Origin of the sequence: Xanthomonas sp. CFBP 8152, from assembly GCF_014199025.1 — a bacterium.
Classification (GTDB): Bacteria; Pseudomonadota; Gammaproteobacteria; order Xanthomonadales; family Xanthomonadaceae; genus Xanthomonas; species Xanthomonas arboricola_B.
Genome location: NZ_JACHNO010000001.1, coordinates 669,871 through 694,414 on the forward strand (window position 1 = coordinate 669,871; position 24,544 = coordinate 694,414).

17 protein-coding genes, 1 tRNA gene and 1 pseudogene are annotated in these 24,544 nt (G+C 60.8%); 7 read left to right on the forward strand and 12 right to left on the reverse strand.

Annotation, left to right across the window (positions count from 1 at the left end; translation table 11 throughout):
- Nucleotides 1-27 precede the first annotated feature (27 nt).
- The 3 genes from trmB to thiS all read right to left on the reverse strand — a co-directional run bounded on the left by trmB (nucleotide 28) and on the right by thiS (nucleotide 2,030).
- On the reverse strand, nucleotides 28-813 hold the full coding sequence (gene trmB, locus FHT09_RS02815) for a tRNA (guanosine(46)-N7)-methyltransferase TrmB (protein WP_104604938.1): 786 nt from the start codon (nucleotides 811-813) through the stop codon (nucleotides 28-30).
- A gap of 172 nt (nucleotides 814-985) precedes the next feature.
- Entirely contained in the window at nucleotides 986-1,780 is a 795-nt protein-coding gene (locus tag FHT09_RS02820; protein WP_104605185.1) for a thiazole synthase, read from the reverse strand.
- Nucleotides 1,781-1,829: 49 nt separating this feature from the next.
- On the reverse strand, nucleotides 1,830-2,030 hold the full coding sequence (gene thiS, locus FHT09_RS02825) for a sulfur carrier protein ThiS (RefSeq protein WP_047127117.1): 201 nt from the start codon (nucleotides 2,028-2,030) through the stop codon (nucleotides 1,830-1,832).
- Between the two features lie 190 nt (nucleotides 2,031-2,220).
- Here thiS and FHT09_RS02830 point away from each other — a divergent pair, with 190 nt between their 5' ends.
- Nucleotides 2,221-4,005: an autotransporter domain-containing protein gene (locus FHT09_RS02830; RefSeq protein WP_104604936.1), complete on the forward strand. Its 1,785-nt coding sequence runs from the start codon at nucleotides 2,221-2,223 to the stop codon at nucleotides 4,003-4,005.
- Between the two features lie 103 nt (nucleotides 4,006-4,108).
- A tRNA-Gly gene (locus FHT09_RS02835) sits at nucleotides 4,109-4,182 on the forward strand.
- Nucleotides 4,183-4,991: 809 nt separating this feature from the next.
- Here the strand turns inward: FHT09_RS02835 and FHT09_RS02840 are convergent.
- Both FHT09_RS02840 and atpC read right to left on the reverse strand, forming a co-directional pair.
- The gene (locus tag FHT09_RS02840) at nucleotides 4,992-6,497 is read right to left on the reverse strand and encodes a DASS family sodium-coupled anion symporter (RefSeq protein ID WP_047127114.1); all 1,506 of its coding nucleotides are present in this window, start codon (nucleotides 6,495-6,497) and stop codon (nucleotides 4,992-4,994) included.
- A 69-nt stretch (nucleotides 6,498-6,566) separates the two neighbouring features.
- Nucleotides 6,567-7,109, reverse strand: a complete 543-nt coding sequence (atpC, locus tag FHT09_RS02845; RefSeq protein WP_258077172.1) for an ATP synthase F1 subunit epsilon — start codon at nucleotides 7,107-7,109, stop codon at nucleotides 6,567-6,569.
- Between the two features lie 705 nt (nucleotides 7,110-7,814).
- Between atpC and FHT09_RS02850 the strand changes: the two are divergent.
- From FHT09_RS02850 to FHT09_RS02865, 4 genes and pseudogenes are all read left to right on the forward strand, one after another.
- A pseudogene (locus tag FHT09_RS02850) lies at nucleotides 7,815-8,021 on the forward strand (hypothetical protein); the annotation flags it as partial.
- Nucleotides 8,022-8,067: 46 nt separating this feature from the next.
- Complete coding sequence (locus FHT09_RS02855; protein ID WP_104604932.1) at nucleotides 8,068-8,328, forward strand: hypothetical protein; 261 nt, start codon at nucleotides 8,068-8,070, stop codon at nucleotides 8,326-8,328.
- Between the two features lie 247 nt (nucleotides 8,329-8,575).
- A complete protein-coding gene (locus FHT09_RS02860) occupies nucleotides 8,576-10,366 on the forward strand; it encodes a YbhB/YbcL family Raf kinase inhibitor-like protein (protein ID WP_104604931.1) in 1,791 nt (596 codons plus the stop codon).
- A 682-nt stretch (nucleotides 10,367-11,048) separates the two neighbouring features.
- Complete coding sequence (locus FHT09_RS02865) at nucleotides 11,049-11,567, forward strand: hypothetical protein (RefSeq protein ID WP_146096437.1); 519 nt, start codon at nucleotides 11,049-11,051, stop codon at nucleotides 11,565-11,567.
- Nucleotides 11,568-11,638: 71 nt separating this feature from the next.
- Here FHT09_RS02865 and FHT09_RS02870 read toward each other — a convergent pair whose 3' ends face one another.
- The 3 genes from FHT09_RS02870 to FHT09_RS02880 all read right to left on the reverse strand — a co-directional run bounded on the left by FHT09_RS02870 (nucleotide 11,639) and on the right by FHT09_RS02880 (nucleotide 19,041).
- Nucleotides 11,639-14,704, reverse strand: coding sequence for a PAS domain-containing hybrid sensor histidine kinase/response regulator (locus FHT09_RS02870; RefSeq protein WP_219842981.1), 3,066 nt, complete (start codon nucleotides 14,702-14,704; stop codon nucleotides 11,639-11,641).
- A gap of 111 nt (nucleotides 14,705-14,815) precedes the next feature.
- Entirely contained in the window at nucleotides 14,816-17,650 is a 2,835-nt protein-coding gene (locus tag FHT09_RS02875) for a PAS domain S-box protein (RefSeq protein ID WP_104604929.1), read from the reverse strand.
- A 413-nt stretch (nucleotides 17,651-18,063) separates the two neighbouring features.
- Nucleotides 18,064-19,041 (reverse strand): GGDEF domain-containing protein, encoded by a 978-nt coding sequence (locus FHT09_RS02880; protein ID WP_181141232.1) that lies wholly within the window; start codon nucleotides 19,039-19,041, stop codon nucleotides 18,064-18,066.
- A 907-nt stretch (nucleotides 19,042-19,948) separates the two neighbouring features.
- Between FHT09_RS02880 and FHT09_RS02885 the strand changes: the two genes are divergently transcribed.
- Nucleotides 19,949-20,224, forward strand: coding sequence for a hypothetical protein (locus tag FHT09_RS02885; RefSeq protein ID WP_104604928.1), 276 nt, complete (start codon nucleotides 19,949-19,951; stop codon nucleotides 20,222-20,224).
- 211 nt (nucleotides 20,225-20,435) lie between these two features.
- Here FHT09_RS02885 and FHT09_RS02890 read toward each other — a convergent pair whose 3' ends face one another.
- The 4 genes from FHT09_RS02890 to FHT09_RS02905 all read right to left on the reverse strand — a co-directional run bounded on the left by FHT09_RS02890 (nucleotide 20,436) and on the right by FHT09_RS02905 (nucleotide 24,498).
- On the reverse strand, nucleotides 20,436-21,518 hold the full coding sequence (locus FHT09_RS02890) for a TonB family protein (RefSeq protein ID WP_166774282.1): 1,083 nt from the start codon (nucleotides 21,516-21,518) through the stop codon (nucleotides 20,436-20,438).
- A complete protein-coding gene (locus FHT09_RS02895) occupies nucleotides 21,515-22,135 on the reverse strand; it encodes a biliverdin-producing heme oxygenase (RefSeq protein WP_047127102.1) in 621 nt (206 codons plus the stop codon). The genes FHT09_RS02890 and FHT09_RS02895 overlap by 4 nt, the downstream gene beginning before the upstream one ends.
- Before the next feature lie 22 nt (nucleotides 22,136-22,157).
- On the reverse strand, nucleotides 22,158-23,648 hold the full coding sequence (locus FHT09_RS02900; protein ID WP_258077171.1) for a surface lipoprotein assembly modifier: 1,491 nt from the start codon (nucleotides 23,646-23,648) through the stop codon (nucleotides 22,158-22,160).
- An 85-nt stretch (nucleotides 23,649-23,733) separates the two neighbouring features.
- On the reverse strand, nucleotides 23,734-24,498 hold the full coding sequence (locus tag FHT09_RS02905) for a Slam-dependent surface lipoprotein (RefSeq protein WP_047127101.1): 765 nt from the start codon (nucleotides 24,496-24,498) through the stop codon (nucleotides 23,734-23,736).
- Nucleotides 24,499-24,544: the final 46 nt, after the last annotated feature.

Consider the following 24,544-nt stretch of genomic DNA (forward strand, 5'->3'; position numbering starts at 1 on the left):
AGCGGGATAGGCCGACGCAAGGCGACGCTATCCGGATGCCGCAGGCAGTTGCCTTTGCGATTCCCGATTCCCGATTCCCGAATCCCGGTCGTACAGCAGATCCCACACGCCGTGACCGAGCTTCTGGCCGCGGGTCTCGAAGTGGGTCTGCGGACGCCAGGCCGGGCGTTCGACGTGGCCGCGCGGGCCGGCGCGATTGACCAGGCCCGGTGTGGCGTCGAGCACGTCCCACATCTGTTCGGCGTAATCGGCCCAGTCGGTGGCCGCGTGCAGGCGGCCGCCATCGCGCAGCTTGCGCACCACCAGCTGTGCGAACGCCGGCTGGATCAGGCGACGCTTGTTGTGGCGCTTCTTGTGCCATGGATCGGGGAAGTAGATGCGCACCTCGTCAAGCGCGCCATCGGCGATCTCGTGTTCGAGCACTTCCACCGCATCGTGGTGGTACAGGCGCACATGCGTGCTGCCGTCATCGTCCAGCGCATTGAGCAGGCGACCGACGCCGGGCGCGTGCACCTCGATGCCGATGTAGTCGCGGCTGGGGTCCTGCTGTGCGGCGAAACGCAATGCCGCCCCATTGCCAAACCCGATCTCCAGCACCTTGGGTGCAGGACGGCCGAAGGCCGCATCGAGATCGCGCAGCGCACCGCTGTAGTCCAGGCCGAAGCGCGGCCACAACTCGTCGAACGCCCGCTGCTGCGCCGGGGTAAAGCGGCCCTGGCGCAGCACAAAGCTGCGCACCTGCCGGCGGCCCTCTTCGATGGTGAAGGGCTTGGGCGGCATCTTGGCGCCGTCGCTGGTGAAAGGATCAGTCATGAGGAAGTCACATCAAAAAACAAAAGCCCCTCTACCTTGGGGAGAGGGGGTGGGGTGAGGCTACGGCGTGAGGGAGCACTTGCAGCAACGCGCGATCCAGCAACGGCCACATCCGCCACGTCACACGGCCAAGCATTGCGCATCGACTGCAATGTCAACGCAGCACACCCGCTCATCCAATCACGCCATCCACCGGACTCGATGCCGAGGCATACCGCTTGCGCGGAATCCGCCCGGCCAGAAATGCCTCGCGTCCGGCCTCGATCGCCTTGCGCATCGCGCTTGCCATCAGGATCGGATCGCGCGCACCGGCGATGGCGGTATTCATCAGCACGCCGTCGCAACCCAGCTCCATCGCGATCGCCGCATCCGACGCCGTGCCCACGCCGGCATCGACGATGATCGGCACCTTGGCGTTCTCGATGATTTCCAGCAGGTTGTACTTGTTCTGGATGCCCAGCCCGGAGCCGATCGGCGCGGCCAGCGGCATCACCGCCACGCAGCCGATCTCTTCCAGGCGCTTGGCCAGGATCGGATCGTCGGAGGTATAGACCATGACGTCGAAGCCGTCGGCGACCAGCTGCTCGGCGGCCTTGAGCGTCTGCACCACGTCCGGATACAGCGTGCGCTCGTCGCCGAGCACCTCCAGCTTGGTCAGGTTGTGGCCGTCCAGCAGCTCGCGTGCCAGCCGGCAGGTGCGGACCGCATCGTCGGCGGTATAGCAGCCGGCGGTGTTGGGCAGAAGCGTATAGCGATCCGGCGGCAGCACATCGAGCAGGCTGGGCGCGTTCGGGTCCTGGCCGATGTTCACCCGGCGGATCGCCACGGTGACGATCTGCGCGGCGGCCGCTTCGGTGGCCAGGCGGGTTTCGTCCAGGTCCTTGAACTTGCCGGTGCCGGTCAGCAGGCGCGAACGGTAGGGCTTGCCGGCGATGATCAGCGCATCGGAGGGGGCGGTATTGGTCATCAGGCAATTATCACCGATCGCGCGCAGCTGCGCCGGCCTGCGCGCCACATCAACCGCCGCCCAGCGCGTGCACGATCTCCACCACATCGCCGGCACGCAACCGGTGCGTGGCATGCTGCCCGCGCGACACGATTTCGCCATTGACCTCCACCGCCACGCGCCGCTGTGCAAGGCCTTCCTGCTCCAGCAGGGTTGCCAGTGGCACGTCGTCGGATACCTCGCGCGGGGTGCCGTTGAGTTGAATGTTCATGTCATCATTGTGGCACCGCGTGCCGCCAGGGCGCGCGTTTTTGCGTTATGCGGCAATGCAGCGTGAGCGCGGGCGGCGAGGGTGAAACCATGTGCCATTCGCCGGCGTACGTCAGCAGGTCCGGTCCAGTTCCACCCTACTTTGAGCAGGCACTCCCATGGCTTCAACCTTTCGCCCGATCCGTTCCCTGATGGCCGTGGCCATCGCCATTGCAGCCACCCCGGCCATGGCCGCGTCTGCGTTCGACCAGACCGTGTTCTTCGGTGACAGCCTCACCGACAGCGGCTACTACAACCCGTTGCTGCCGGCCGCCTCGCGTGCAGTCACCGGCAAGTTCACCACCAACCCGGGCTGGGTCTGGGCCGAGTACGTCGCCGACCATTACGGCACCAACGCCGCCCCCAACGGCAACGGCCAGACCGGCGACAACTACGCTGCAGGCGGCGCCCGCATCCAGGCTAGCTCGACCAGCGTGCTCGGTGCCGCGCCCTCGGTGACCAGCCAGATCAACACCTACCTGAGCGCCAACGGCGGCCAGGCCAACCCGAATGCGCTCTATACCGTGTGGGGCGGCGCCAACGATCTGCTCGCCGCTGCAGCCGCGCCGGCCCAGGCGCAGGCCATCATCGGCAACGCGGTCACCGCGCAGGTCGGTGCGGTCGGTGCCTTGCAGGCCGCCGGCGCGCGCTATGTGATGGTGCCGACCATTCCGGACGTGGGCATCACCCCGCGCTTCCGTGCCGGCGGTGCCGCCGCGATGGCGCAGGGCACTGCTGCGGCAACCGCCTACAACACCGCATTGTTCAATGGCCTGCGGTCGGCCGGCCTGCGCGTGATCCCGGTCGACACCTTCCACATCCTGCAGGAAGTGGTCGCCGATCCAGGCACCTACGGCTTCAGCAACGTCACCAGCACCGCCTGCAACCCGGCCGTGCCGCTGCCGGCCTGCAACCCGACCAGCCTGGTCGCCGCCAATGCGCCGAACACCTATGTGTTCGCCGACGGCATCCACCCCACCACTGCCACCCACCAGATCCTGGGCCAGTACGCCATCTCGCTGCTGGAAGCGCCACGTCTGCAGCAGGTGCTGACGCATTCGGCGCAGGCGATCGGCCGTGCGCGCGCCGACCAGGTGGCCTGGCATCTGGACGGCAAGCCGGACGCCGATGGCCTGCGTTGGTGGGGCAGCGTGCGTGGCGACATGCAGCGTTACGACCACGCCGATCTGTACGACGGCATGGCTCCGGCCGGCCTGTTCGGTGTGGACTGGACTGCGGGCGACCTGGTGTTCGGCGGCTTCGCCGGATTCGGCAGCATGGACGCCGACTTCGGCAACCGTAACGGCAGCTTCAAGCAGGACGACACCACGCTGGGCGGCTTCTTTGGCTGGTACACCGGCCCGGTCTGGGTCAATGCGCAGGTCAGCTACAGCTGGCTGAGCTACGACGTCGACCGTGAAGTGCAGCTCGGGCCGGCCACCCGCGTGCACAGCGGCTCGCCGGACGGCAGCAACCTTACCGCCGCGATCAACGCCGGCTATTCGCTGGGCGAAGGCAACGTCAAGTACGGCCCGGTGGTCGGCCTGACCTGGCAGAAGCTCAAGCTCGACGGCTATACCGAGAGCAACGAAAGTTCCACCGCATTGGGCTACGCCGATCAGGACATCGACTCGATGGTCGGCCGCATCGGCTTCCAGGTGCGCCTGGACGGTGCTGCGGTCAAGCCGTATCTGCAGGCGACCTACGACCACGAGTTCAAGGACGGCACCGAAGCCAGCGCCTGGCTGCAGTCGATGCCGGAAGTGGGCATGTACACCGTCCCGGGCCAGAACTTCGATCGCAACTACGCGACCGTCGTGCTGGGTGCCCGCACCGGCCTGTGGGGCCTGCAGAGCAATGTCGGCCTGAGCACCACCACCGCCCAACGCAGCGCCCGCGATGCAACGCTGTTCGTGAATTTCAGCGGCAACTTCTGATCCACCCACCACGCGCGTTGCAAACGAGGGCCGGGCAACCGGCCCTCGTTACGTCTGCGCATTGCGCCTGACACCGCACCCGCCTAAACTCTCGCAACGCCGCGCGGGCGTAGCTCAATGGTAGAGCTGTAGCTTCCCAAGCTACTGACGTGGGTTCGATTCCCATCGCCCGCTCCAGAGCTTCTACTCAGTCCGTAACTGCTTGATTGAATTGGATATTCAGGCCGATTGATGATTCCGAGCGATGCCCTCCGAGGTATCAATCGAGGTATCAATCTTGCCCAAGCCTCTGATGATGTCGCGCCCGGCCGGCCTGCTGGTGAAACTTCCGAAACAAGTGCCCGAGTATCCGCATCGCTGGTTTGGCCCGATCCTGGGCCTCTATCCGGGCGCTCGCATCAATCCAATCGCCCAGCTCCGACTGGAGGACATCGAGACCATCGGTGCCTGGCTTCTTCGTACGCCAGGGTGCAAAGGGTCAAAACGTCAATCACCAAAACGGCCGGCGCTTCACTGCGTCGGCCCCGGCGGGGTGATCTTCCCTCTGGTTCTTGGACTGCGTAGAAGAGGCAAGCTCGGTAGAACCGCTCTCGCCAAACTTGTCGGTCTCGCTTTCCACTTATAGTCGCGGAAAATTGAAGGGCTCTCGGCAGTAACCAGGTGGCGGACAAATGATGGTCGGATTAATGACCAAGGCCCTGATTCTCCTGCAGGACACAAACCAGTGATGTGTCCTGCTGTTTGGCCACTTGACAACTCTGACAGTTAGTTCAACGCCGTTGACGCGCAGAGGTTTCGCCGCAAGGACAACGTTCTGGCCCTAAGCCAATGGCGGAACGACATCGATATACGTGCTTTGTTGGATTCCCGGAAAATGTTGAGTGGCCTGTCTGGCCGCATCTCGTGCGGAATGCCAAGGTGTTACTCCACCATGGCAAATACTCCGTTGTGAGGCGCAGCGCCACGCGCCGTGTCCGTGGGCCTATTTACCAGAAGCCAAGGATTTTCCACCACATGCTTCCGACGAGCCCGAAGATGAGGAGCTCAAGCAGGCACATGACGAGTCCGATCTTCCACCAAGTGCCCAAGCTGACGTAGCCGCTGCCGAAGACGATGGGCGAGGTGCCGGTGGCGTAGTGAGTCAGTGTCATCATGATCGCCGAAGACGCAGTCATCATGAGCATGAAGGGAATGACGTAGTCCGGGGGGATGAGCAGTGCCCCCACGCCTAAGAACGCAAGCAGCATCGCACTGATGTGGGCGGTCGTGCTTGCGAACAGGTAGTGGGAAAAGACAAAGGCTAAGACGAGCACGCCGGCAATCGCTTTCCATCCCATTCCACTCGCGATGATGGCGCCCTTCATTGCCTCGGTAAACCAGCCAACCACGCCCAGCTTGTTGAGCTGCTCGGCCATCATCACCAGTGCGCCAAACCACACCAGCGTATCCCAGGCACTTTTTTCGGAAAGCACATCGTCCCAGTCCAATGTGCCGGTGATGATCAGCGCAAACAAGCCGACGAATGCGACAACGGTGGGATCCAAGGTCCACCAGGCACCGAAAATCATCGCGGGCACGTTGGCCCAAAGGACCAACAGCAAGCCAAAGGTCCCGATCATCACTTTTTCTTTCGCCGTCAGCGCGCCCATCTGCCTTAATTGGCCCTTGGCGAAATCGACTGCGTTGGGAGTGACTTTCAGTTCCGGAGGAGAGAGCAGATAAATGGCCAGAGGCATGATGATCAAACAGGCCAACCCGGGTAGAAACATGCAGAGTGCCCAAGTCGTCCAGGACAGGTGCAGCTGTTGGTTGGTCGCTTTGGCGACATAGTCGACCACCAGCGGGTTGGGTGCTGTGGCGGTGAGGAACATTGCCGATGTGATGGGATTGGCATGGTAATTCACCAACGCCAAGTAGGTTCCGACCTTGCCCTGCGTGCCTTTCGCCGGGTCAGAATCGAACGAGTTGGCAATCGACCTCATGATCGGGTGAACAATGCCCCCGCCACGCGCGGTATTGCTGGGTGTAAAGGGGGCGAGCAAGAGTTCGCAGATCGTCAGGCCGTATCCGATGCCCAGGGTCCGCTTGCCCAGCAACGCAATGAACAACATTCCGATGCGGTTTCCCAAGCCCGTCTTCTTCAGACCACGCGAAATCAAGATCGCAACCACGATCAGCCAGATGAGCGGGCTCGAGAAACTAGAAAGCGCGTCAGTGATCGCACCCTTCGAGTTGGTTGAGGTGACTTGGGACAGTGCGACGATGACAAGGGCCATCATCGCCATAACCCCAATGGGCATTACCTTGAGGATGATTGCGATGATCGTGGTCAGGAAAATGGCGACCAACCCCCAAGCCTTGGGCGTCAGTCCTTCAGGACATGGAAGCAATAGCAATGCGATAAGCACCGCCGTTGTCACCAAGGCCTGAGGCAGCTTGAACGGAACCGCTTGATTGAAATACGTAAATGCTGCTTTGAAGCGACTTGGCATGACCGGCCCTCTTTTGACTGTCCAACAAGCGGAGAACGCTTGAAGCGATATGCGCAGTGGTTCCAGTCATCAAGGCTTGGCGCGTGGGCTTGCCCCGAAGCGATGCATAAGCTCGGTATGCGTTTGAGCATAAGCGTCATCCGTGAAAGATGTCGCCATGGGAGAGTTCGCAGCATTTCTGGCGACTTCGGCCCTCGCCTTGTCCTGGTCTTCGCTTCTCAGCGCCAAGTCAGCCAGAACGGTGACGTGAGTCGGTTGGACCTCGACGAAGCCCCCTGATACATACAGCTGGAAAGGCGGCTCGCTCGTTTCCGGATAGATGAGGATCATGCCCTCGCGCAGCGTGCTCAGCATTGGCGTATGTTTTGCCATCACGCCAAATCGACCCTGTTCCCCAGGAAGACTGACCTCCCGAACGTTCCCCTCCCACTGGGCTCCCGTCAGACTCACTACGGTCAGCGCGAACGTCTGCTGTGCGTTGGTGATGAAGTCGGGTCTGGGGTGAGCTGAGGTGCGCGAGTGCATGTCGTACTCGTCAGAGGCCTTAACCGAAGAGGCTTCGCCGCTCTGGGCAGCACCTGCAACGAGTGATAGGTTTCCACCAAGCTTCATTTCAAAACTCCTTGAACGGTCTGGCACTGTTGTTTCACAACAGCCTTTCTTTCTTGCTGCGGCACGACTGGGCACTGCAGGGAACGCCCAACGATGTCCATCTCATGTTCTATGGTGCAGTGCACCATACACTTCTGCCTTGATCTCGATCAACTCAGCTTGGAAGATGGAATGTGCGGGAAACCAGGTGAGCTTGCTTGCAAGAGAGAACGTGAGCGATGCGGGTCTAGTTATATGAGTTACGTAATACTTGCCATTCGAAGAACTGACATCCAACCGCAGCGCGTTTTGGAGATCGGGTCCTGGGCATAAGAAGATCGGCTTAGCTCTGGCTGGAACGCGCTCGCGACACAACAAAAAATTGATTGAACTCAAAGCAGCTTTGAGTCTGAGTCGTTAGGCTGCACTCCACGCCTTTGCTGCTGAGGAGGATCTGCTCCAATACGACTACGGCAGCCATTTCTCGGCGCACGGCGGCAGATCTGTCGCCACGCGCGTCGCAAGCACAGACCCATAGCCATTGCAGACGACGTGTTTTCTATCAAGACACCGGCTGCGCGGTTCGCGGTAATGGCAGGTCGCGCTACTGCAGATCACCCAACCAATCAGAAAACGCGGCACAACACGCGTGTGGAAAGCACCTCTCCCAGCAACAGGGAGTAACCAAGCATGGTGTATGCAGCGACGAATGTTTATGCCGATGCAATGGTCATGTCATTTGCTGCCCCGGTGACCGTGCGGGGATCGCTCGTCGGCAGTCGTTTGGATCTGCAAGAGTCGCTCAGCTTCGCAGAGCAGGGCAAGGTGGCCGCGACGGTCCAAACCGACCGGCTTGAGAACATCAACGATGTGTTTACCCGCATGCACCAAGGCACCATCGAAGGTCGCGTGGTTTTGAGCTTCGCGGATTGAGCAGGCCTGTGGTAATTGGCGGCGCGCACGCCGGGGACGTGGGGGGATGCAACGTGTTGCGAAGATCAACAGGCTTCGTTTCAGTTGCATCCTGCCCCTTCTGCGCCAGGTCTTGATGCTCATGACCGTCCCGGCACGTTCGTACCGCAGCCGATCAGGGCACTACTCAGACAGCGGGAGCATCGTGGCCAAGGTCCGGCGCGGTGCGGGTCTGTCGACCTCAGAGGGCATCGACATCGGGCTGACCCGCACGCTGTCGGCCGAACGGGGAGCGCTCGATCTCATCAAGGACCATCTGACTCGGTAGGACCACGGAATCCCTTGCGCAGGACGTTGCACATCCAACGCCAACCGTGGCCATTGTGACCTGCACTGGGTGGGCTCGCGTCGATTGGGGCGAGTGTCTAATTTCACATGGGCGGACATAGCCGTGGCCAAAGGGAACTGGGGGTTTCCTTGCTGTTCCCGTCACGCAGCTCGTGCAAGAAGGGCCTATCGGCTGCCAATCCATTAGGCAGTCATCGAACGCTTCATTCACGCATCGGGAGAGCCACATGCGCCGTATCTTGTCCGTAACACTGCTCGGCTTGTTGGTAGGTCATGCACACGCGCAGCAGGGCGATGGCACTGACGTGCAGGCGCAAGTCCACACGTTCAAGCCCGACAAGGTCGACGCTACGTCCAAGCAGATCGCTGGCCTGAAGATCCCTGCCGGCTTCCAAATTAAGGCGTTTGCAACCGGACTCAAGAATGCGCGCATCATCGCGGTCGCTCCGGGCGGCAACATCTACGTTTCCCGTCGCGATCAGGGCGATATCTTGCTTCTGAAAGATGCCAACGACGACGGCAGGCTGGACGCACCTCCCAAAGTAGTCGCCAGTAGATCGGGCGCGCATGGACTGGCTATTCGCGATGGCCAGCTTTACCTGGTCACGGTCAAGGAGTTGTTCGTTGCTCCGATTCTGAAAGACGGAACCTTGGGGCCGCTGACGCTGCTGGTGGGCGATCTGCCGGATGGCGGGCAGCACCCGAACCGGACGATGGCATTCGGCCCTGACGGCATGCTGTATTTGAGCATCGGCTCGACCTGCAATGCTTGCAACGAAACCAATCCCGAGCACGCGACGATGCTGCGGGTGTCGCCCGACGGGAAGTCCCGCACCATTTTTGCGAGCGGCCTGCGCAACACCATCGGCTTCGATTGGGACCCAGCGACCGGCGAGTTGTGGGGCATGGACCAAGGCATTGACTTCCTGGGAGACGAGGTCCAGCCTGAGGAGCTCAACCACCTCAGCAAAGGCAAGCAATACGGCTGGCCCCATACCTGGGGCAGGGACGGGGTCAACCCGCAGAGCACGCCGCAGGGCGAGATGACGAAACAGCAGTGGGCGGCCATCAGCGAACCGATGGTGATGGGCTATACGGCTCACGCTGCGGCCATGCAGTTCCACTTCTACCATGGCAGTTCCTTCCCGTCCGATTACAGGGGCGACGCGTTTATCACCTTCCGTGGATCGTGGAACCGGAAGCCGGCATCCGGGTACGAGGTGGTCCGAGTGAAGTTCGAGAACGGCAAGCCCGTTGCTTTCGAACCATTCGTTACCGGCTTCCTGACCGAGGGCGGCACGAAACATTTTGCTCGGCCGGTGGGTCTTGCTGAAACGGCCGGTGGTGCTCTGTTGGTCTCTGACGACGCCAATGGCGTCATCTACCGTATCTCCGCGACGGGCGCACCAGCTCGCGCTGGTGCAGCAGCGGGGCAGTCCATCGAGGCGCCGTCGGCATCGATGCAGGCGCAGGTCAACCAGGGCAATGGAGTGCCACTTGCCCTTACTCGTGCTGAAACCGACAGCAATGGGACACTGGCCGTTACGGTACCCGCATTCGCCAATGGCGCTAGGATGGACAAGCGTTTTAGCGACTATGCGGATGGCGTCTCGCCCGCACTGTCTTGGAAAGCGGTCGCCAACGCCAAGTCTTACGTCGTCATCGTGGAAGACCCTGACGCCAAGCCCATCACGCCGTTCGTCCATTGGGTTGCTTGGAACATTCCCGCCAACGTCACCAGGTTGCCGGAAGGCCTGCAGGAGCAAATGCGCCTGACCGAGCCCGAGGGTGTGCTTCAGGGAACAACGAGCCGCGGTTCGGTTGGCTACTACGGACCCCACCCGCCGGTGGGCGATCCACCGCACCACTATCACTTCCAGGTCTTCGCGCTCGACACGATGCTGGACGTCAAGCCCGGCGCGACACGAGACCAGATACTTGCCGCTGCGTCGGGCCATGTGCTGGCAAAAGGCGAAACGGTAGGCACTTATGCGCAAGCCGTTGCTCCGCTGAAATAATCGTTGGCCAGAAGCCTGTTGCGTTACGGGCAGAATTTGCTCGGATCGAGCAGGCACCGAGCGAACTGTACTCGTTGGTAGCGCGACAGTTCCACGCGGGGCTGGTGTATCGGCAGGGTTTTGATCTGCCTGTTTCCGGTCGCGCGCATGCTCGTGCAGTTAGTACTTGCGCAACACCGGACATGCTCTCTACCGGACATGCTCTCTGGGATCTGTGCGAGGCCTGGGGCGCGACGGCGGCAGGCAATACGGCGAGTCAGTCGTTGATACGACAGCGCCGTTCAAGCAGTACATGGCGTGTATCGGCACAACGCAGCCTTGGCCGGGTTGGTAAGCATGACTGCCGTGGCCAGTCGAACGACGACCACACGACGACTACAGGGGACAACACGCAGGCCGAGTTGCTGCGTCGCCCCCAGCCGACGACCACGTGCGCGAAGGGCGGAAAGCTTGAGCTGGGCATCCGATTGGATGGACGCGCCCGTCGACGGACCGCGTACGGCATCTGCAGCCCTGAGGCGAGAGCGGTGGCCGTTTGTCACCCCGGCACCTGGCCCCGCCATTAAATATTAACGATTTATGCGGCTTCTGGCTCTTGAGCTCGTTGCCTGCTAAATACCTGCAGGGGGATCTGTCTACTCAAGAACATCATCCATCTTTCGGACGATGCAGCGGAGGATTCTTGATCAAAGTCCTGCAAATCCTAGAGAAAACACAGCAGCCCACCCTGGTGGAGCGACATCGCCATGTGGATGTGGTTACGGGAGATGGGCTGCTGACACGCGCGTTTCGAGCAAAGTTCGGACGCAAGAAAATTCGACGGACACCTTTCATCTATGACCAAGCGTTTGAGGATTTGAATCCGGATGACCGTGCGCTATGGGATGACAAGAGATACTTCATTAAAGTGTTCGGATTTGCCTCTCTGTTTCCCTCGTCAGGTAAATCCTCCATGGGGCAATGGCATACCTCGATCGACAAGCCAAGATTCTGTCCGGTCATTGTCTCCAGTAGGATGATAGGCGGAGTGTCGACATTCGAGTTTTCGTTATTGACGGCGCTGTCAAAGTCGGAGCCTCTCGTTCGGCCGCTTTGCATTTACGGGGATCCGCGGGATTGGCTGACTGTGTCGGCAGACGAGGCCTTTGCGCGGTTATTCAAATGGCAAGTAGGTGATCCGGATCTGGTCCTCCCTGCATAAGCCAGTCGGTACGAATGATAAAAGCGACCGTCGGCGGCTCAGCAATGACAAAGTGCGCATTCGGATCCGTGTCAGGACGGTAACGCTGCACTTTCGTTTCCGATCATTTCTCGGATGCGCATCTCCAACTCAGCGATATTGAAGGGCTTGGTCAGCACTTGCATCCCCTCGTCCAAGTGCCCGGCGCCCACGGCTGCGTTGGCGGCATAGCCAGTGACGAATAGAACCTTCAACGCCGGCCTAACCACACGTCCAGCATCGGCAACCTGCCGGCCGTTGAGCCCACCCGGAAGTCCCACATCGGTGATGAGCAGATCGATCCGCTCCTCTGATTGCAGTAGTTTGACTCCAGCCGGGCCGTTCGGGGCCTCCAATACGCGATAACCGGCATCGCTAAGAACGTCGGCGACGAGTTGCCGGATTGCGATTTCATCCTCGACGATCAATATCGTCTCGCCTGGTAGCGCCTTGCCGGCGTCAGCATTACCCGCCTCCTGCTCGGTAGCTGCTACGTCTCCCAGGTATCGCGGCAGGTAGAGGCACATCGTCGTGCCCTTGCCCACTTCGGAGTAGATGCGCACCTGTCCGCCGGATTGCCTCACGAAACCGTAGATCATCGACAGTCCAAGCCCTGTGCCCTGACCGATGGGCTTGGTGGTAAAGAACGGATCGAAGACACGCGCAATCACTTCTGGCGGCATGCCGATGCCGGTATCGGTTACGCAAATTGAGACGTATTCGCCCTCCGGTAGATCCTGGTCGGCTGCGGCGCGTGCATCAAGCCGCTCGTTGCTGGTCTCGATCGTTAGCAGCCCACCATCGGGCATGGCGTCGCGTGCGTTGATGCCCAGATTAAGAAGCGCATTCTCCAACTGCGGAGCATCTACGAGCACTGGCCACAAGCCTGGGATCGAGACGACCTTGACCTCGAACTCAGGTCCGAGCGTATGGTCGATCATCTCCTCCATGCTCGCGATCAGTCTGTCGACATCGGTCGGGATTGGGGCCAGGGTCTGCCGACGCGAGAAAGCGAGAAGCCGCTGGGTCAACGCCGCGGCCCGGTTGGCGCCAGTTTGCGCCATTGCGATATAGCGGTCGAGTTTGCCGTATTCGCCCTTGGCAACCTTCGCCGCGAGCATCTCCAGACCGCCGGTGACGGCGGTCAGAAGATTGTTGAAATCATGCGCCAGGCCTCCGGTCAACTGGCCCACCGCCTCCATCTTCTGCGATTGCCGCAGCGACTCCTCGGCTTGCATCAGTTCGGCAGTACGTGTGGCTATTCGGGTTTCAAGCGTGTTGCTGAGGGTGCGCAGCTCAGCCGTGGCCCGGTCACGCTCCGCTTCAAGGCTCACGCGTTCATCGACATCGATGATGAAGCCGGGAAAGTTGGTGGATTTGCCGGCGGCATCGAATTCGACACGGCCGTTGGCTTCGATCCAGTAGTAGTTGCCGTCCGCACGCCTGACCCGATACTGCCGCGCGTAAGCGCCGCCGCGCTCTATCGTCTGGGCGATCGCTGCGTTCAGCCCAGGTCTGTCTTCGGGGTGCACGTGAACGAGCACCGCGTCGATCGGCAACCCCGTCTGCGCTGAACTGAGGTCGTGACCGAACGCAAACGCGAACCCCTCGTCAAACGTGAAAAAGTCATCCTCAAAGTTCCAGTTCCAGGTGCCAATGATGGCACCAGCAGCGAGTGCGGCCTGCACGTGCTTGTTGGTCTGCTGACTTTCCTTGAGAATGATCGCTTGTTCGACCTCTAGCGTGACGTCACGCGCCGAACCATAGACTTTTCCTTCATCCGGGACGGCGACCCAGGCGAGCCACCGCCAACCGCCGTCTTTGTGACGATAGCGATTTCGAAAGTGCAGCACAGGCAATCGACGTTCGCTGGCATCCGCCCAGGCCTTTTGCGTGTTGACCAGATCCTGCGGGTGCACGAACCTGAGAAAGTCCGATTGGGTCAGTTCCTTCTCAGACCAGCCAAGCGTGGCTGTCCAGGCCGGGTTTACCGATTCGAAGCATCCATTGCCGCCGATGACGACCAGAAGGTCAGGGCTGACCTGCCAGGTCCGCCCGCGTGCAAATGAGCGCTCCAGCACCTTGCGTTCCAGGTCTGCATTGAGCTCGCGCAGCGCAGCGATGGCGTGTTCTCGCTCTGCTTCGACAGCACGCCGCTCCTCGACGTCAATCAAAACGCCAGGAAAGCGCAGCGGGGTGCCGTCCGGACCATGCTCGACGTGGCCGTTGGCCTCCAGCCAATGATATCGGCCATTGCGGCGACGGACACGGTACTGGTGAGCGTAACGCCCCCCTTTGCTGATTGCATGGTTGATGGCCACTGCCAGGCCGGCCTGATCGTCCGGGTGAACCGTGGCGACGATCTGGGCGAGCGGAATGCCCTCCCGGCCGAGGGCCGGATCAAGCCCGAAAGCAGTGGCAAAAGCCTCGTCCACGGTGAATTGGTCAGTGGACAAGTTCCAGAACCACGTGCCGATGATCGCTCCGGCCGCAAGTGTCAGTTGCACACGCTCAGCGTCGGTTTTTGCGACAGCAACCTGCGAACGCAGCCGATCCTCACTCAAGGCCAACGCGGCCTGTTCCTGGTCGAGGCGACGCTGAAGCAGGACCCGGCTACTTGTTTCGGGGGTAATGTTGAGGACCGCAGCGATGCTGCCATCCTCGTCGCGCAAAGGAGACAATGAGTAGTTGAACCAGGCGGTTTCCGTTCCGCCGCCTTCCAACCGTGCCATGACGAAGGGTGCATCCTCGTGGTAGACCGGTTCCCCTCTCGCCCGCACGCCATCGAACTGAGGTTGAAGCTCCTCCCAGATTTCTGCCAAAACCACGGCCCCCGGAAGACCAAGCGCTGCAGGGTGCTTGGCCGCCAGAATCCTGCGATAGGCATCGTTGTAGATCAGCGCGTAATGTGGGCCCGACCACAAGCAGATTGGAAATGGTGAGTCGAACATCGTCCGCACCATCGTGCGGATCGCCGGCGACCAGTCGGTCGTCGGTCCCAAAGGACCCTGCGACCAGTCCAGTTCACGTGCGACTGCGCGCACCTCGCCAGGACCTGCGAACAGGGCCGCAGCATCCAGAGAAGCGTGGCTACCAGTTGGATTATCTTCGCTCGCCACGCTTACCTGCACCCCGGACTTGATGGCTGTTGTCTGCGTCTGAAAGACGACAGTTCCCCGCCCAAATTGTCTCAGACGCCGGGCGGCGGCGGGCAGATAATTTCTTGCCAGCTAGTTGATCAGGCGTCGACTTGCGGACACCTTTGCCAGGACCCTTGCCAGCTCCTCGAGCGAGTAGGGTTTTTGCAGAAGCTCGAACTCGTGGCGGTCCTGTTCGGCAAGGACGTTGCTATACCCGCTGGTCAGCACAACAGGGAGGTGCGGCATCCGGCGGTGGATCTCCTGGCCGAGTTCGATACCGGACATACCCGGCATCACTACGTCTGAAAACACCAGGTCGAAGCCGGCTCCATCGCTCCCGAGCTCGACAAGCGCGCTTGCGGCATCGACTGCCAACTGCGTCCTGTAGCCAAGCTCTGCGAGGGCCCGGGTCGCGAAGGATCCCACTTCGCTATTGTCCTCAACAACGAGGATAAAGGCCCCCTTGGGCAGCGGCGAAACCGCTTCCGGCACTAGCGTGGATCGCAGCTCGTCCTCACGGGCCTTGGGGAGATAGAGGGTGAAGGTGGTGCCCCGTCCTACCGTGCTGCGCACGAGGATGTCGCCGCTGGACTGCTTGGCGAAGCCGAACACTTGGCTCAGACCCAGGCCGGTGCCATGCCCCACGCCCTTGGTGGTGTAGAACGGTTCGAAGATGCGCTCAATCTGGTCGTCCGCAATGCCAATGCCCGTATCGGTGATCGAAACGGCAATGAATTGTCCGGGGACGACCGGATGCGTGCGGTGCGGCGGTATCGCGTTTGCTGCGCGAACGTCGATGGTCAGCGTGCCCGTGCCCGACATGGCATCGCGCGCGTTGACCGCCATGTTGACGATGGCAGTGTCGAACTGGCTTCGATCAACTCTGACGAGAGAGGGGCCGGAGTCCATCTCGATCTCGACCGCCACACGCGAGCCGGTCAATGTCCCGAGCATCTCTCGCAGGGTTTCGATGCTGGCCCCGGCATCGAATGTCTCGGGTTTCAACGCCTGGCGGCGGGCGAAGGAGAGCAACTGGCTGGTCAGCCGGGCGGCCCGATCGGCGGTATCGGAGATGGCGTCGAGGTAGCGGGTGCGCTTCTCTGGCGCCAGGCCGGGCCGACGCAGAAGATCGATTGACCCTCTGATCACCGTCAGCAGGTTGTTGAAGTCGTGCGCCACGCCGCCGGTGAGCTGGCCTACCGCTTCGACTTTCTGGCTCTGACGCAGTCGGTCTTCGGCTTCAAGGAGCGCGGCATCACGCTGCTTCTGCTCGGTCACGTCCCGCGCAACGCAGTAGAGGCGATCGGCGACCGCGACGGCAGACCAGGACAGCGACCGGTAGTCGCCGTCGATTGTCCGAAAGCGGTTCTCGAAGAACATCGTCCAATTGCCATCCGCAATATTGCCGATCTCTTCCCGTGTTTTCGAACGATCATCGGGATGCTCCAGCCATTCCGAGGTCTTGCCGACGAACGCCTTTTCGGGCCAGCCAAGGATGTCGCACCAGGCAGGATTGACGCTAAGCCAGACCCCGTCCGTATCGGCAACGCCCAGCATGTCCCGGCTGACCTGCCACACCCGGTCGCGCTCATGAGTGCGCTCCTCGACCTGTTGCTGCAACGTCTCTGCCAACACATGGAGCGCCTGTTCGGCCCGGCGACGTTCCACTGCGACCCGAGTACGCTCGGCGACATCGCGGACGATCGCGATCTCGTGCGGCGTCCAGGTGTGAGGCGTTGGGCAGTTCAGAAACAGCATGGCGACGAACTGGCCGCGCTCCATGACCGGCAGGTTGAGAAGCGATCCCACCCCTACTGCCTTCAAGGCGTCTGCGCTTGCGGCGGTGGCCCTATCGGTGGCCGTATCATTGATCGCGACGAGGTTGCCCTTCTTCAGTTCGTCGACAAAGCTGCCGAAGTCACGGTAGCGGTGCGTGCCGACGAGGGAGATGACATTCTTTGCGTTCCAGTCACGCTCGATCTTGATGGTTTCAGCTTGCTCATCGACGTCGCCGTAGCCGGCGCGGCTCGCGCCAAGCATCTCTCCCAACACCTGCGCGGCAGCAAACGCGATTTCGCCGGGATCGCTCAGGTCGCGGATGCGCTCGTCCAGCGCCAACAAGGTGTCGCGTCTCGCATTGTCCTTGCGACGGTCGGTCACCTCGAAGCATAGGCAACCGAACCGATCGTGGCCAAGCGGAAAGCTGCGACCCTCGAACCAACGCGACCAGACACCGACCTCGCGTACGAAAGCTGCCGGTTCGCCCGTATCGACAACGTTGGCAAACTCGTCTATCCACGCATTTTCGACACCCGGGATGACGTCACGGACGGTTCGACCGAAGACCTGCTCACGCGTCGCGCCAACCATGCGTTCCCACGCCGGATTGACCTCGAGATAGCGCCAGTCAATTACCTGGCCTTGGACGTCACGCACTACCTCGCCGATCATCAGTGCTTCCACGAGACGATCGAAGGTGCTACGCCACTTGGCTTCGCTGGCGTGGACCTGTTCGGTGACCAGCCGGGCGCTTGTTTGATCGCGCAGAATCTTCAAGAAGCCGATGTGGCGCGCATCCGCGTAGAGGGGCGTCAATCTGCCGCTCGCCCAAAAGCGCGACCCATCGGCACGCATGTGCCAGCGCTCATCCTCGGCACTGCTGTGAGCGATCGCCGTAGCCATTTCAACCTCGGGACGATTCTGGGCTCTGTCCTCGGGAGTGAAAATGCGGTCGATCGTCTGACCCACCATATCAGTCTCGTTCCAGCCCAGGACGTTTTCGGCTCCGCTATTCCAGTCGGTGATGCGGGCATCCAGATCGGTCGCGATGATCGCAAAGTCAGTGGCACTGTCGAGAATGGCCGCATGGCGAACAGCAGGGGGCAATGGCATGGAGGTTGGTGTCGTCTTGAAATGTGTGGTCATGCCATGAACGGCGTGCTGAGCGAAACGCCGCCGTCACGGCGTCGTACGATCCTGAGCATATCGCGACGCTGGTGGTCAGCACGTCATCGAGACGATCTCCCCGGGCCGACGCCTAGGGCGCCTCGCTAGCCATCCCCGGGGGAAGCACAGTGTCCAGAACCTCCGCCAGTTAGAAGACGCCTCAGACAGGCTGTCCGAGGTCGGTCGTCTGAACCAGGGCATCGCCCGAGGCGGGTGTCCGCCTCAATAGCGAGATGTCGCCTTGCTCGGTACTACGACGATGATGCGTGGTTGCCATAGGGTGTCACGGAAGGTTGCTTGGTTCTGGGCGCCATTCACCCCTCTGCATCGTGCAAGCCAGACGACCTGAGCAAAAACAACGGGTCTTCAGCAGGGTCGGCTCGGCGAGACGCTCAGGCAGTTCGCTCGGTGTCTGCCCGTCCCGAGAAAGGGGCTGGGTCCTGGGCCGAAATGGCTTCTGCTGAACCGCTCATCTGCAAGATTGCACGCTTGAGTGCATGGTCTGCCTTGTCGAATTGGTCCAGATCGTTGAACCAACTCGCGCCCCATTTGGAGTTGATCCCACATGCAGCGAGAGACACACGGATACGACGCGCGACGGAAAGCAATCCCGCTTCACTGATACCAGGCAAATAGATGGCGAAACTTCCGGGTGCTACATGCGCGAGCCCATCTTGTGGGCGCGTTGCGGCCTGAAGGATGCCTGCAGCCGTCTCGATTTCGCTTTTTGCGGCAACGTGATTCCCTGCGCTGCCTGCATTCATGCTGAAAAGTAGGATGCCACCTGGCTCGTTTCGATTTTTCCTTGCTGCGCTATGCACCAATTCCCTAAACGCGCTGAAATCATGCAGGCCAGTCAGCTGGTCTGCCGTTTTCGCAGAAGGTGTGTCAGTAGTTGGCTGTTCCTCCGAGAGGTGCTGCGCCCATGCGCCGACAAGCACTCTGCCAAAGGTTTCCGCCAGCGGCAGGAACTTGCTCAGTTCGTTGTCTGCTATGTGCTTGTCGATACCGCAGAGCATTCCTTCCATCTGGCCGGGGATTCTGACCGGCACTCCGAGGTAGCTTGCAATGCCAAGGCCAAGCGCGGCTGGAGCCTGAGCAAGATGGTCGACCTTTTTTAGATCTTCGGCGCATTGCGGCCCGCCCATTACGATCATTTGCCGACACACCGACTCCGACCATGTAAGGAACTGATCTACTTTCAACCCAAACGCAGAATCCGTGCAGGCACGAATGATCCAGTGATCGTTCTTGATCTCTGCAAAGATCCAGGTCTTGAGCGGGGTGAGTTCCGCTAGGCGCACGAGCAACTCGTCCAACGTCTCGCTTACCGAAATGAACGGAAGTTGGGTTTTGAGGGAACCGGGCATCGGATTGCTCCTTGGGTTCTCCTTTTAGCGGCAGGTAGAGACTGGTCTGAAGACATAGTGCGCATGTGCAGTTCGCGACGCGCGCCATGTGTTCCACGTGCGCGTCGTTGGCATTGGCGCTGAACTTCAGGTCACACGCTCTGAAGAAATGGCCGTAATAGCGCAGGCCCTATGCACGCCGACAAACGATCGGCTCAATCCCTATTATCTAAGCTTAGCCTGAGGCAGCGCACGGCGCTGCCTCAGGCATGTTCTCGCTGTAGCGAGCTCAAGAGGATGTCAGTCGCTCGCGACTATAACTGGGCAGTGCTTGTTGTCATGATTGCAGGACGCATGTGGCCCTTCGGCGCGTGGCAACAGTCAAGGTGTCTTGGCACATAGTGGCCGCCCTTCGGCATCGTGCAGCGCTTCGCTGCGAATCTGTCCATCTGCAGCGACGCCTTGATAAACGGCGCATTGCTTTGCATCCCATTCAATACGCGCATCTCTGTAACGTAGTCTCGCGTCCGTCTTCTCAAACGCTACGCTCTCGGCGCTCGGCAGTGCATCGTTACCATAAGCGCGTTGTTTGGGCTGCTCTGTATGGGCACAGCTTGCGCACAGGGCTGCCAGGGAAAAGAAAAGGACACGTCGCATGGTGATCCTCAGAAGTGAAAGTCGTTTGACCATCGCACAATTCGGGTTGATGACCAATGAAGAAGGGGGACCATGCGCACTGCAGTGCAGAGCGCCAGTCGACTCGCCCGCTGTTTATACGCGGCGGCTGATCGGCTGGACTGATGTTGCCGTGTCGCCCCAGGCACTTCACTGTGGTGCGCTAGCAACGAGGAACAGGGATGCCCGCTCTGTGGCACGCGGGCTCCGCGGTAGAGGAATTGGCAGTCCATAGGCCTGACGAGACAGGTCTATGGACCGGCTCCTGACGCAGCCGGACAACCGCGGCTTCTCCAGCAGCTTGCGCGCGCAGGCCTTGCAAAGGCAACGCCTGCGAACGGCGCAGCTTGGCTTTATGGCCTGCCGGAAAGTGCAGCTAGGCTCGATCTTGGAAGTCAGCGCGCAGCGTTGGAGCCGGACGCGACTCGCACTGGGTGCTCTCGGCGAAAAGCCCGAGGTCATTCAGCAGTTGCTGGCGTTTTGGGAAGGGGCCGAATCGAGCATTGGGTGCGATCGTTTCACAACGTAACGCGTTGCCGGTGTTCGAGCAGATCGCAGCATGCGCAGAGCGAATCGAACGCTGCCTTCTCGCGCGAGAGGCATGTCCTGGTTCGGGCCTCTAGGTAGTGCCTAGGTGGCCTTGTCCCACATATGTGGTCATTCGGTGGCCTGGTGGATCCATATGACGCTCTTTGATCGGCAGTAGCTGGATGGCGCATGCCTGGGCCCCAGGTCGCTGCCTAGCGGAGAAAAAAGTGCACGGGCACATTCAGTTCTGCCGGTACGGTCGCTCTAGGGGGAGGAGGAAGCGGCTCGGCCCTGGTAAACGTCGCCAAGGCTTCGCGGTCCAGTAGAGCCGAGCCACTGGTTTCCTTTACTTGGGCGGACAGCACATGTCCGCTGCCATCGATCAAGGCTCGAATGAGCACTGTCCCTTCCTCACGGCGAACCCGGGCGGGCCGGGGATAGCGCTTGAATTTCTCAAGTCGCGTGAGCACTTCGCCCTCCCAATCGGGATCGACCTCTCCTCCCGTCTGCGCGCTCGGAGGCAACGATAGAGACGGCGGTGCCGACGCCGGAGACGGTATCGGAACGCTTTCCGAAGTCGAGCTGTCCTCGTCGAGGGCAAGCGTCTCAACAACGTCTTTCACCGATTGCGACTGAGTAACAGGCGCTGCCTGCCTACTCTTTTTGACTTCTGGCGATGATGATGTGTCTGGTTTCGGCCTCGCCTCGGTCCCCTTCAGCGGCTCGGCTGCAATTTCCTCGACCACGGGGACAGGTGGAGCGGCGGGGGGCAAGACCGTGAGCCGAACCCGGATCTGCTCCGTTGCCGCTGGCCGTGCAGGTTCGGGCCAGTGACACAAGAGCACGTAAAGCACCAGGGCGTGGCCGCCCCAGGACAGACCGTGGGCGAAAAGCTTGGCTGTAAGCTCAGCCTTGTCCTGCGAGGGCTGCTCTATGCGCGGCAGCGGCCTGGTTTGGATCCAGAGCGTGCAAAGCCCTAGTCCGAGCGCAACGCCGATGCCCAACGGCCAGGACGGTCTGGCGGCAAGCCAAAAGCAGACCGCTCCGAACGCGATGCCGAGCGTGGCGTAGCGCTTTGCCCTGCTGGAAATGGCTCTCTCCTCAGACCACGCCCGGAGCGCCGAGCCATAGCGTGGATGGCTCAGAAGTGTGGCCTCAAGCGCCGGCGACGAGCGGGCAAAGCACCCGGCCGCCAGGATCAAGAAAATGGTCGTTGGCATGACAGGCAGCAAGGCGCCGATGATGCCTAGGCCCACCAGCACAAAGCCCAAAAAGAGCCAGGCCAGGCGTTTCAATCACCAGACTCCGTTTCGGAGCGGCACCCGAACAGATGCATCTCTTGTTCAACCAACGCCTGCATGGTTGAAAACGCCTGCCGTGCGCCCTCGACCATGTGGCGGAGCTCGGGTTCCGTCCAGGGGAGTTGATCCACCGCATTGACGAACGAGCGCCAGTGCCGGGCTCTGCCATCGGCGTGGGCGGCCAAGTGGCGTGCGCCAGCGGTTTCGCTCAGGCCGAGCCCTCGGGCGTGTTTGAGCAAGATGGCGGCGCCGAGCTTGGAGCCCTCTGCGACATAGAGCCAACCCCAGGCTGTGGCCGGAGAGGAGAAATCGACGGCCACGGCACCCCGATGCGTTTGGATGCCGAGCGACAGGTCGCCAATATCCTGTTCGATCTCATGCAAGCGACGACGCCCGGTAAGTTCCGGGACTAGATGTTGAAGGATTGGATCCTTGAAAAGGGGATCGATGGTGGCGTGAAAGCGGCGCTGCGCGTGTAGAAACTGGACGTAGCGCGTGATGGATGAAAACGGGGCGCTCGCCATGATGCGCTGGTCAAGCGCCTCATGGGCGTCGTGCGTCCGGGATTTGAGATGTCTGGCGACGCTTTGGCTTGGGTCGGGAGCCGTCATGAGGATGCTCGAAGGAATAGGTTTACAGCGCATGTTCGAATTTCAGGCTCACTGCATCGCGGTCGTAGCTATAAAGCCAGTCGATGTTGCTTTTGACCTGGTTTCGCCGGAACGTCAGCACCGGGCTGAAACCCGCCCACGATAGATGTTGGGCACGAAGGATGAGGGTGTAGCCTTGTTCGTGATCCCTGCGACGTGCTTCCAGCACGGCGCTATACGCTCCGTAGCTGCGCCAGCGCGACGAAGCAAAGAGGGTCATTTGGACACCCTTCGGCCATTGCAACGAACCGCCAAGGCGAACGCCGCGCTGAAAAAATCCATCTGCCTCTTCCTCCGTTTGGCTTTTGACCGCGTCAATGCCGGCAAAGCCCATCCATCTCTCGCCGAAGCTCTTGAAGACGTTGGCAAAGACCGAGGTGGTCTCGCCATCGAGGTAAGTGCCGTAGTCTTGTCTTCGGTAGCCCAAGCGCTTCCAGTCCCCCTCGAGTTTTATCAAGGACGTAGGAGACATGGTCCATGACCACTCTGCATGGAGTCCTGGCGCGCCATACAAGGTGTGGTTGCCTAAGCCGTAGTACTCGAAAGAAGGCGCAAGCACGAACGCGTTTCGGCCGGACTTGAAGCTGTATCCGGACTGCATCACGGCGGTGACTTCGTTGAACTGGCTATTGTCTCGGTAGCCTTGGCCAAACAGGGTCGTGCGGGCATAGACGCCGTGATGACCCTTCATGCTCCAACGCTTCTCGATGGCCGCGTCGTATTCGAAGCCAGATGACTTCGCCGCATCGGGGGTGCTGCGATTGAAGTAGCACTGTCCATCAAGCGAAATCAGGCAGTTGGAACTGGCCGAAGTGCGATTGACATTGTCACTCCACGCCGGGCCGAGCGCCGCAGTGCCTTGCCAGCGGTCGCGCTCGACTAGGGCCTGCTGGAAGTTGTCGATGCTGCCGAGCACGCCCACGGTTTTGGGGTCACTGCGGTCGATCGACTGCTCGATGGCGTCAAACAGCGCCCTCGCTTCAGCGTTCTGTTGATCCTCGAAGAACACGCGGGCCAGTTCAAGTCGCCCCGGCAGGAAATCGGCTTTCAGGTCCAGAAGGGCGGCGTATTCCGCTTGGGCTCGGGCGTAGTCGCCATGGAGTCTTGCGATCGCGCCCTGGGCATAGTGGACCAGCAGCGGATCGCGGTTGGCAAGTGTGAGATATTCATCCAGCAAGGATTGAGCTGCCGACCATTGTTTGTTCTGGAGCGCGATGTAAAGCGCGCGCCCCACGTCGTTGGCATTGTGCGCAACGGTGTATTCGTGCCCCTCCACGACCATCGTTGGTCTGGCCTTGTCTGTCTCCTCCTTCATGATTTCTCGCTCGCGTGCGTCGGACTGCGCCTGGTTGCGCTGTTCCAGGAGGCGGCGCATGTCGTCTTGTTGCTGCTGCGCAAGCGCCCGCCCGGGGAATGTCATGATGACAAGCGTGAGTAGGACACCCCAGGTGGGGGATGTCTTGATTGCATGCATAGGGAATCGGCCAAAAAAAGAGGAACAGGACTGGCTTGGCCTGGCTTGTCCTGTGGTTGCAATATCAAGTGATCAGCCGATCAACTCACTTCTTCGAGCCGCCAAAGGCGGTGTCGTATTGCACACCGGTGAAGTTGGCAGTGCCTGCCAGTGCGGTTTGCCCGGCGTAGAACTGGCCCGACACCACACCATTGGAACTGACTAGCGTTCCGGACTGGCGTGCTGTGGCATTGGTGCCTGAGATACTGGCGTTGGTGTTGATGGTGGCGGTGCCCACATTGACGGCAAAGCCGGCGCCATTCTGGATCGAGCCGGTCAGGCGACGTGTGCCGAAGTTTGCATCAAAGGTGCCGGTCAGTTGATTGCCGGAGCTGTAGTTATTGATGCCAACGACGTTGTAGCTGGCCGTACCAGAGGCTGGAATGGCGGTATCGGCGTTGTCGCCCATGAAGTAAACGGTATGGGTGTTCAGCCCTTCTGCGTTGTCCTTGCGCGAATACCACTCCCCGAACCAGACGTCCTGCGTCCCGACCTGCGCGAAGGCAAAAACGCCCAGGCTGTCGTGACTGCTCGGGGCACCGCTGTACGGGAAATTCAACACCTTGACCGACCCGGTGCCGCCATAGGACGCCAGGCCCTTGAAATCGACCGGCTTGTCCAGGCCCGTGGAGTTGACCGCAACGCCCGCAAAGCCCGCTTGATGCGGACCGCCACTGACCGTGGAAACGCCTACCTTGACATAGCCTTCGTTGGTCGAGCTGCCGACAAAATTCGCCGCTTGCGCAACACCGCCCAGCAGCAAGACGGTGACGCCTACGGCAACGGTTAGCATTGGTTTCTGAATTTTCATTTATTCGGTCTCTTGTTGGAAGGAAGTGGACATCCTTGCCCCGGTT

Coding starts and splice junctions, on each gene's coding strand:
- FHT09_RS02860 (WP_104604931.1), top strand. CDS start 8,576: ATGCGCCGTATCTTGTCCGTAACACTGCTCGGCTTGTTGGTAGGTCAT.
- trmB (WP_104604938.1), bottom strand. CDS start 813: ATGACTGATCCTTTCACCAGCGACGGCGCCAAGATGCCGCCCAAGCCC.
- FHT09_RS02840 (WP_047127114.1), bottom strand. CDS start 6,497: ATGCCAAGTCGCTTCAAAGCAGCATTTACGTATTTCAATCAAGCGGTT.
- FHT09_RS02875 (WP_104604929.1), bottom strand. CDS start 17,650: ATGACCACACATTTCAAGACGACACCAACCTCCATGCCATTGCCCCCT.
- FHT09_RS02900 (WP_258077171.1), bottom strand. CDS start 23,648: ATGCATGCAATCAAGACATCCCCCACCTGGGGTGTCCTACTCACGCTT.
- FHT09_RS02880 (WP_181141232.1), bottom strand. CDS start 19,041: ATGCCCGGTTCCCTCAAAACCCAACTTCCGTTCATTTCGGTAAGCGAG.
- atpC (WP_258077172.1), bottom strand. CDS start 7,109: ATGAAGCTTGGTGGAAACCTATCACTCGTTGCAGGTGCTGCCCAGAGC.
- thiS (WP_047127117.1), bottom strand. CDS start 2,030: ATGAACATTCAACTCAACGGCACCCCGCGCGAGGTATCCGACGACGTG.
- FHT09_RS02895 (WP_047127102.1), bottom strand. CDS start 22,135: ATGACGGCTCCCGACCCAAGCCAAAGCGTCGCCAGACATCTCAAATCC.
- FHT09_RS02830 (WP_104604936.1), top strand. CDS start 2,221: ATGGCCGTGGCCATCGCCATTGCAGCCACCCCGGCCATGGCCGCGTCT.
- FHT09_RS02885 (WP_104604928.1), top strand. CDS start 19,949: ATGGACCGGCTCCTGACGCAGCCGGACAACCGCGGCTTCTCCAGCAGC.
- FHT09_RS02855 (WP_104604932.1), top strand. CDS start 8,068: ATGCAACGTGTTGCGAAGATCAACAGGCTTCGTTTCAGTTGCATCCTG.
- FHT09_RS02905 (WP_047127101.1), bottom strand. CDS start 24,498: ATGAAAATTCAGAAACCAATGCTAACCGTTGCCGTAGGCGTCACCGTC.
- FHT09_RS02820 (WP_104605185.1), bottom strand. CDS start 1,780: ATGACCAATACCGCCCCCTCCGATGCGCTGATCATCGCCGGCAAGCCC.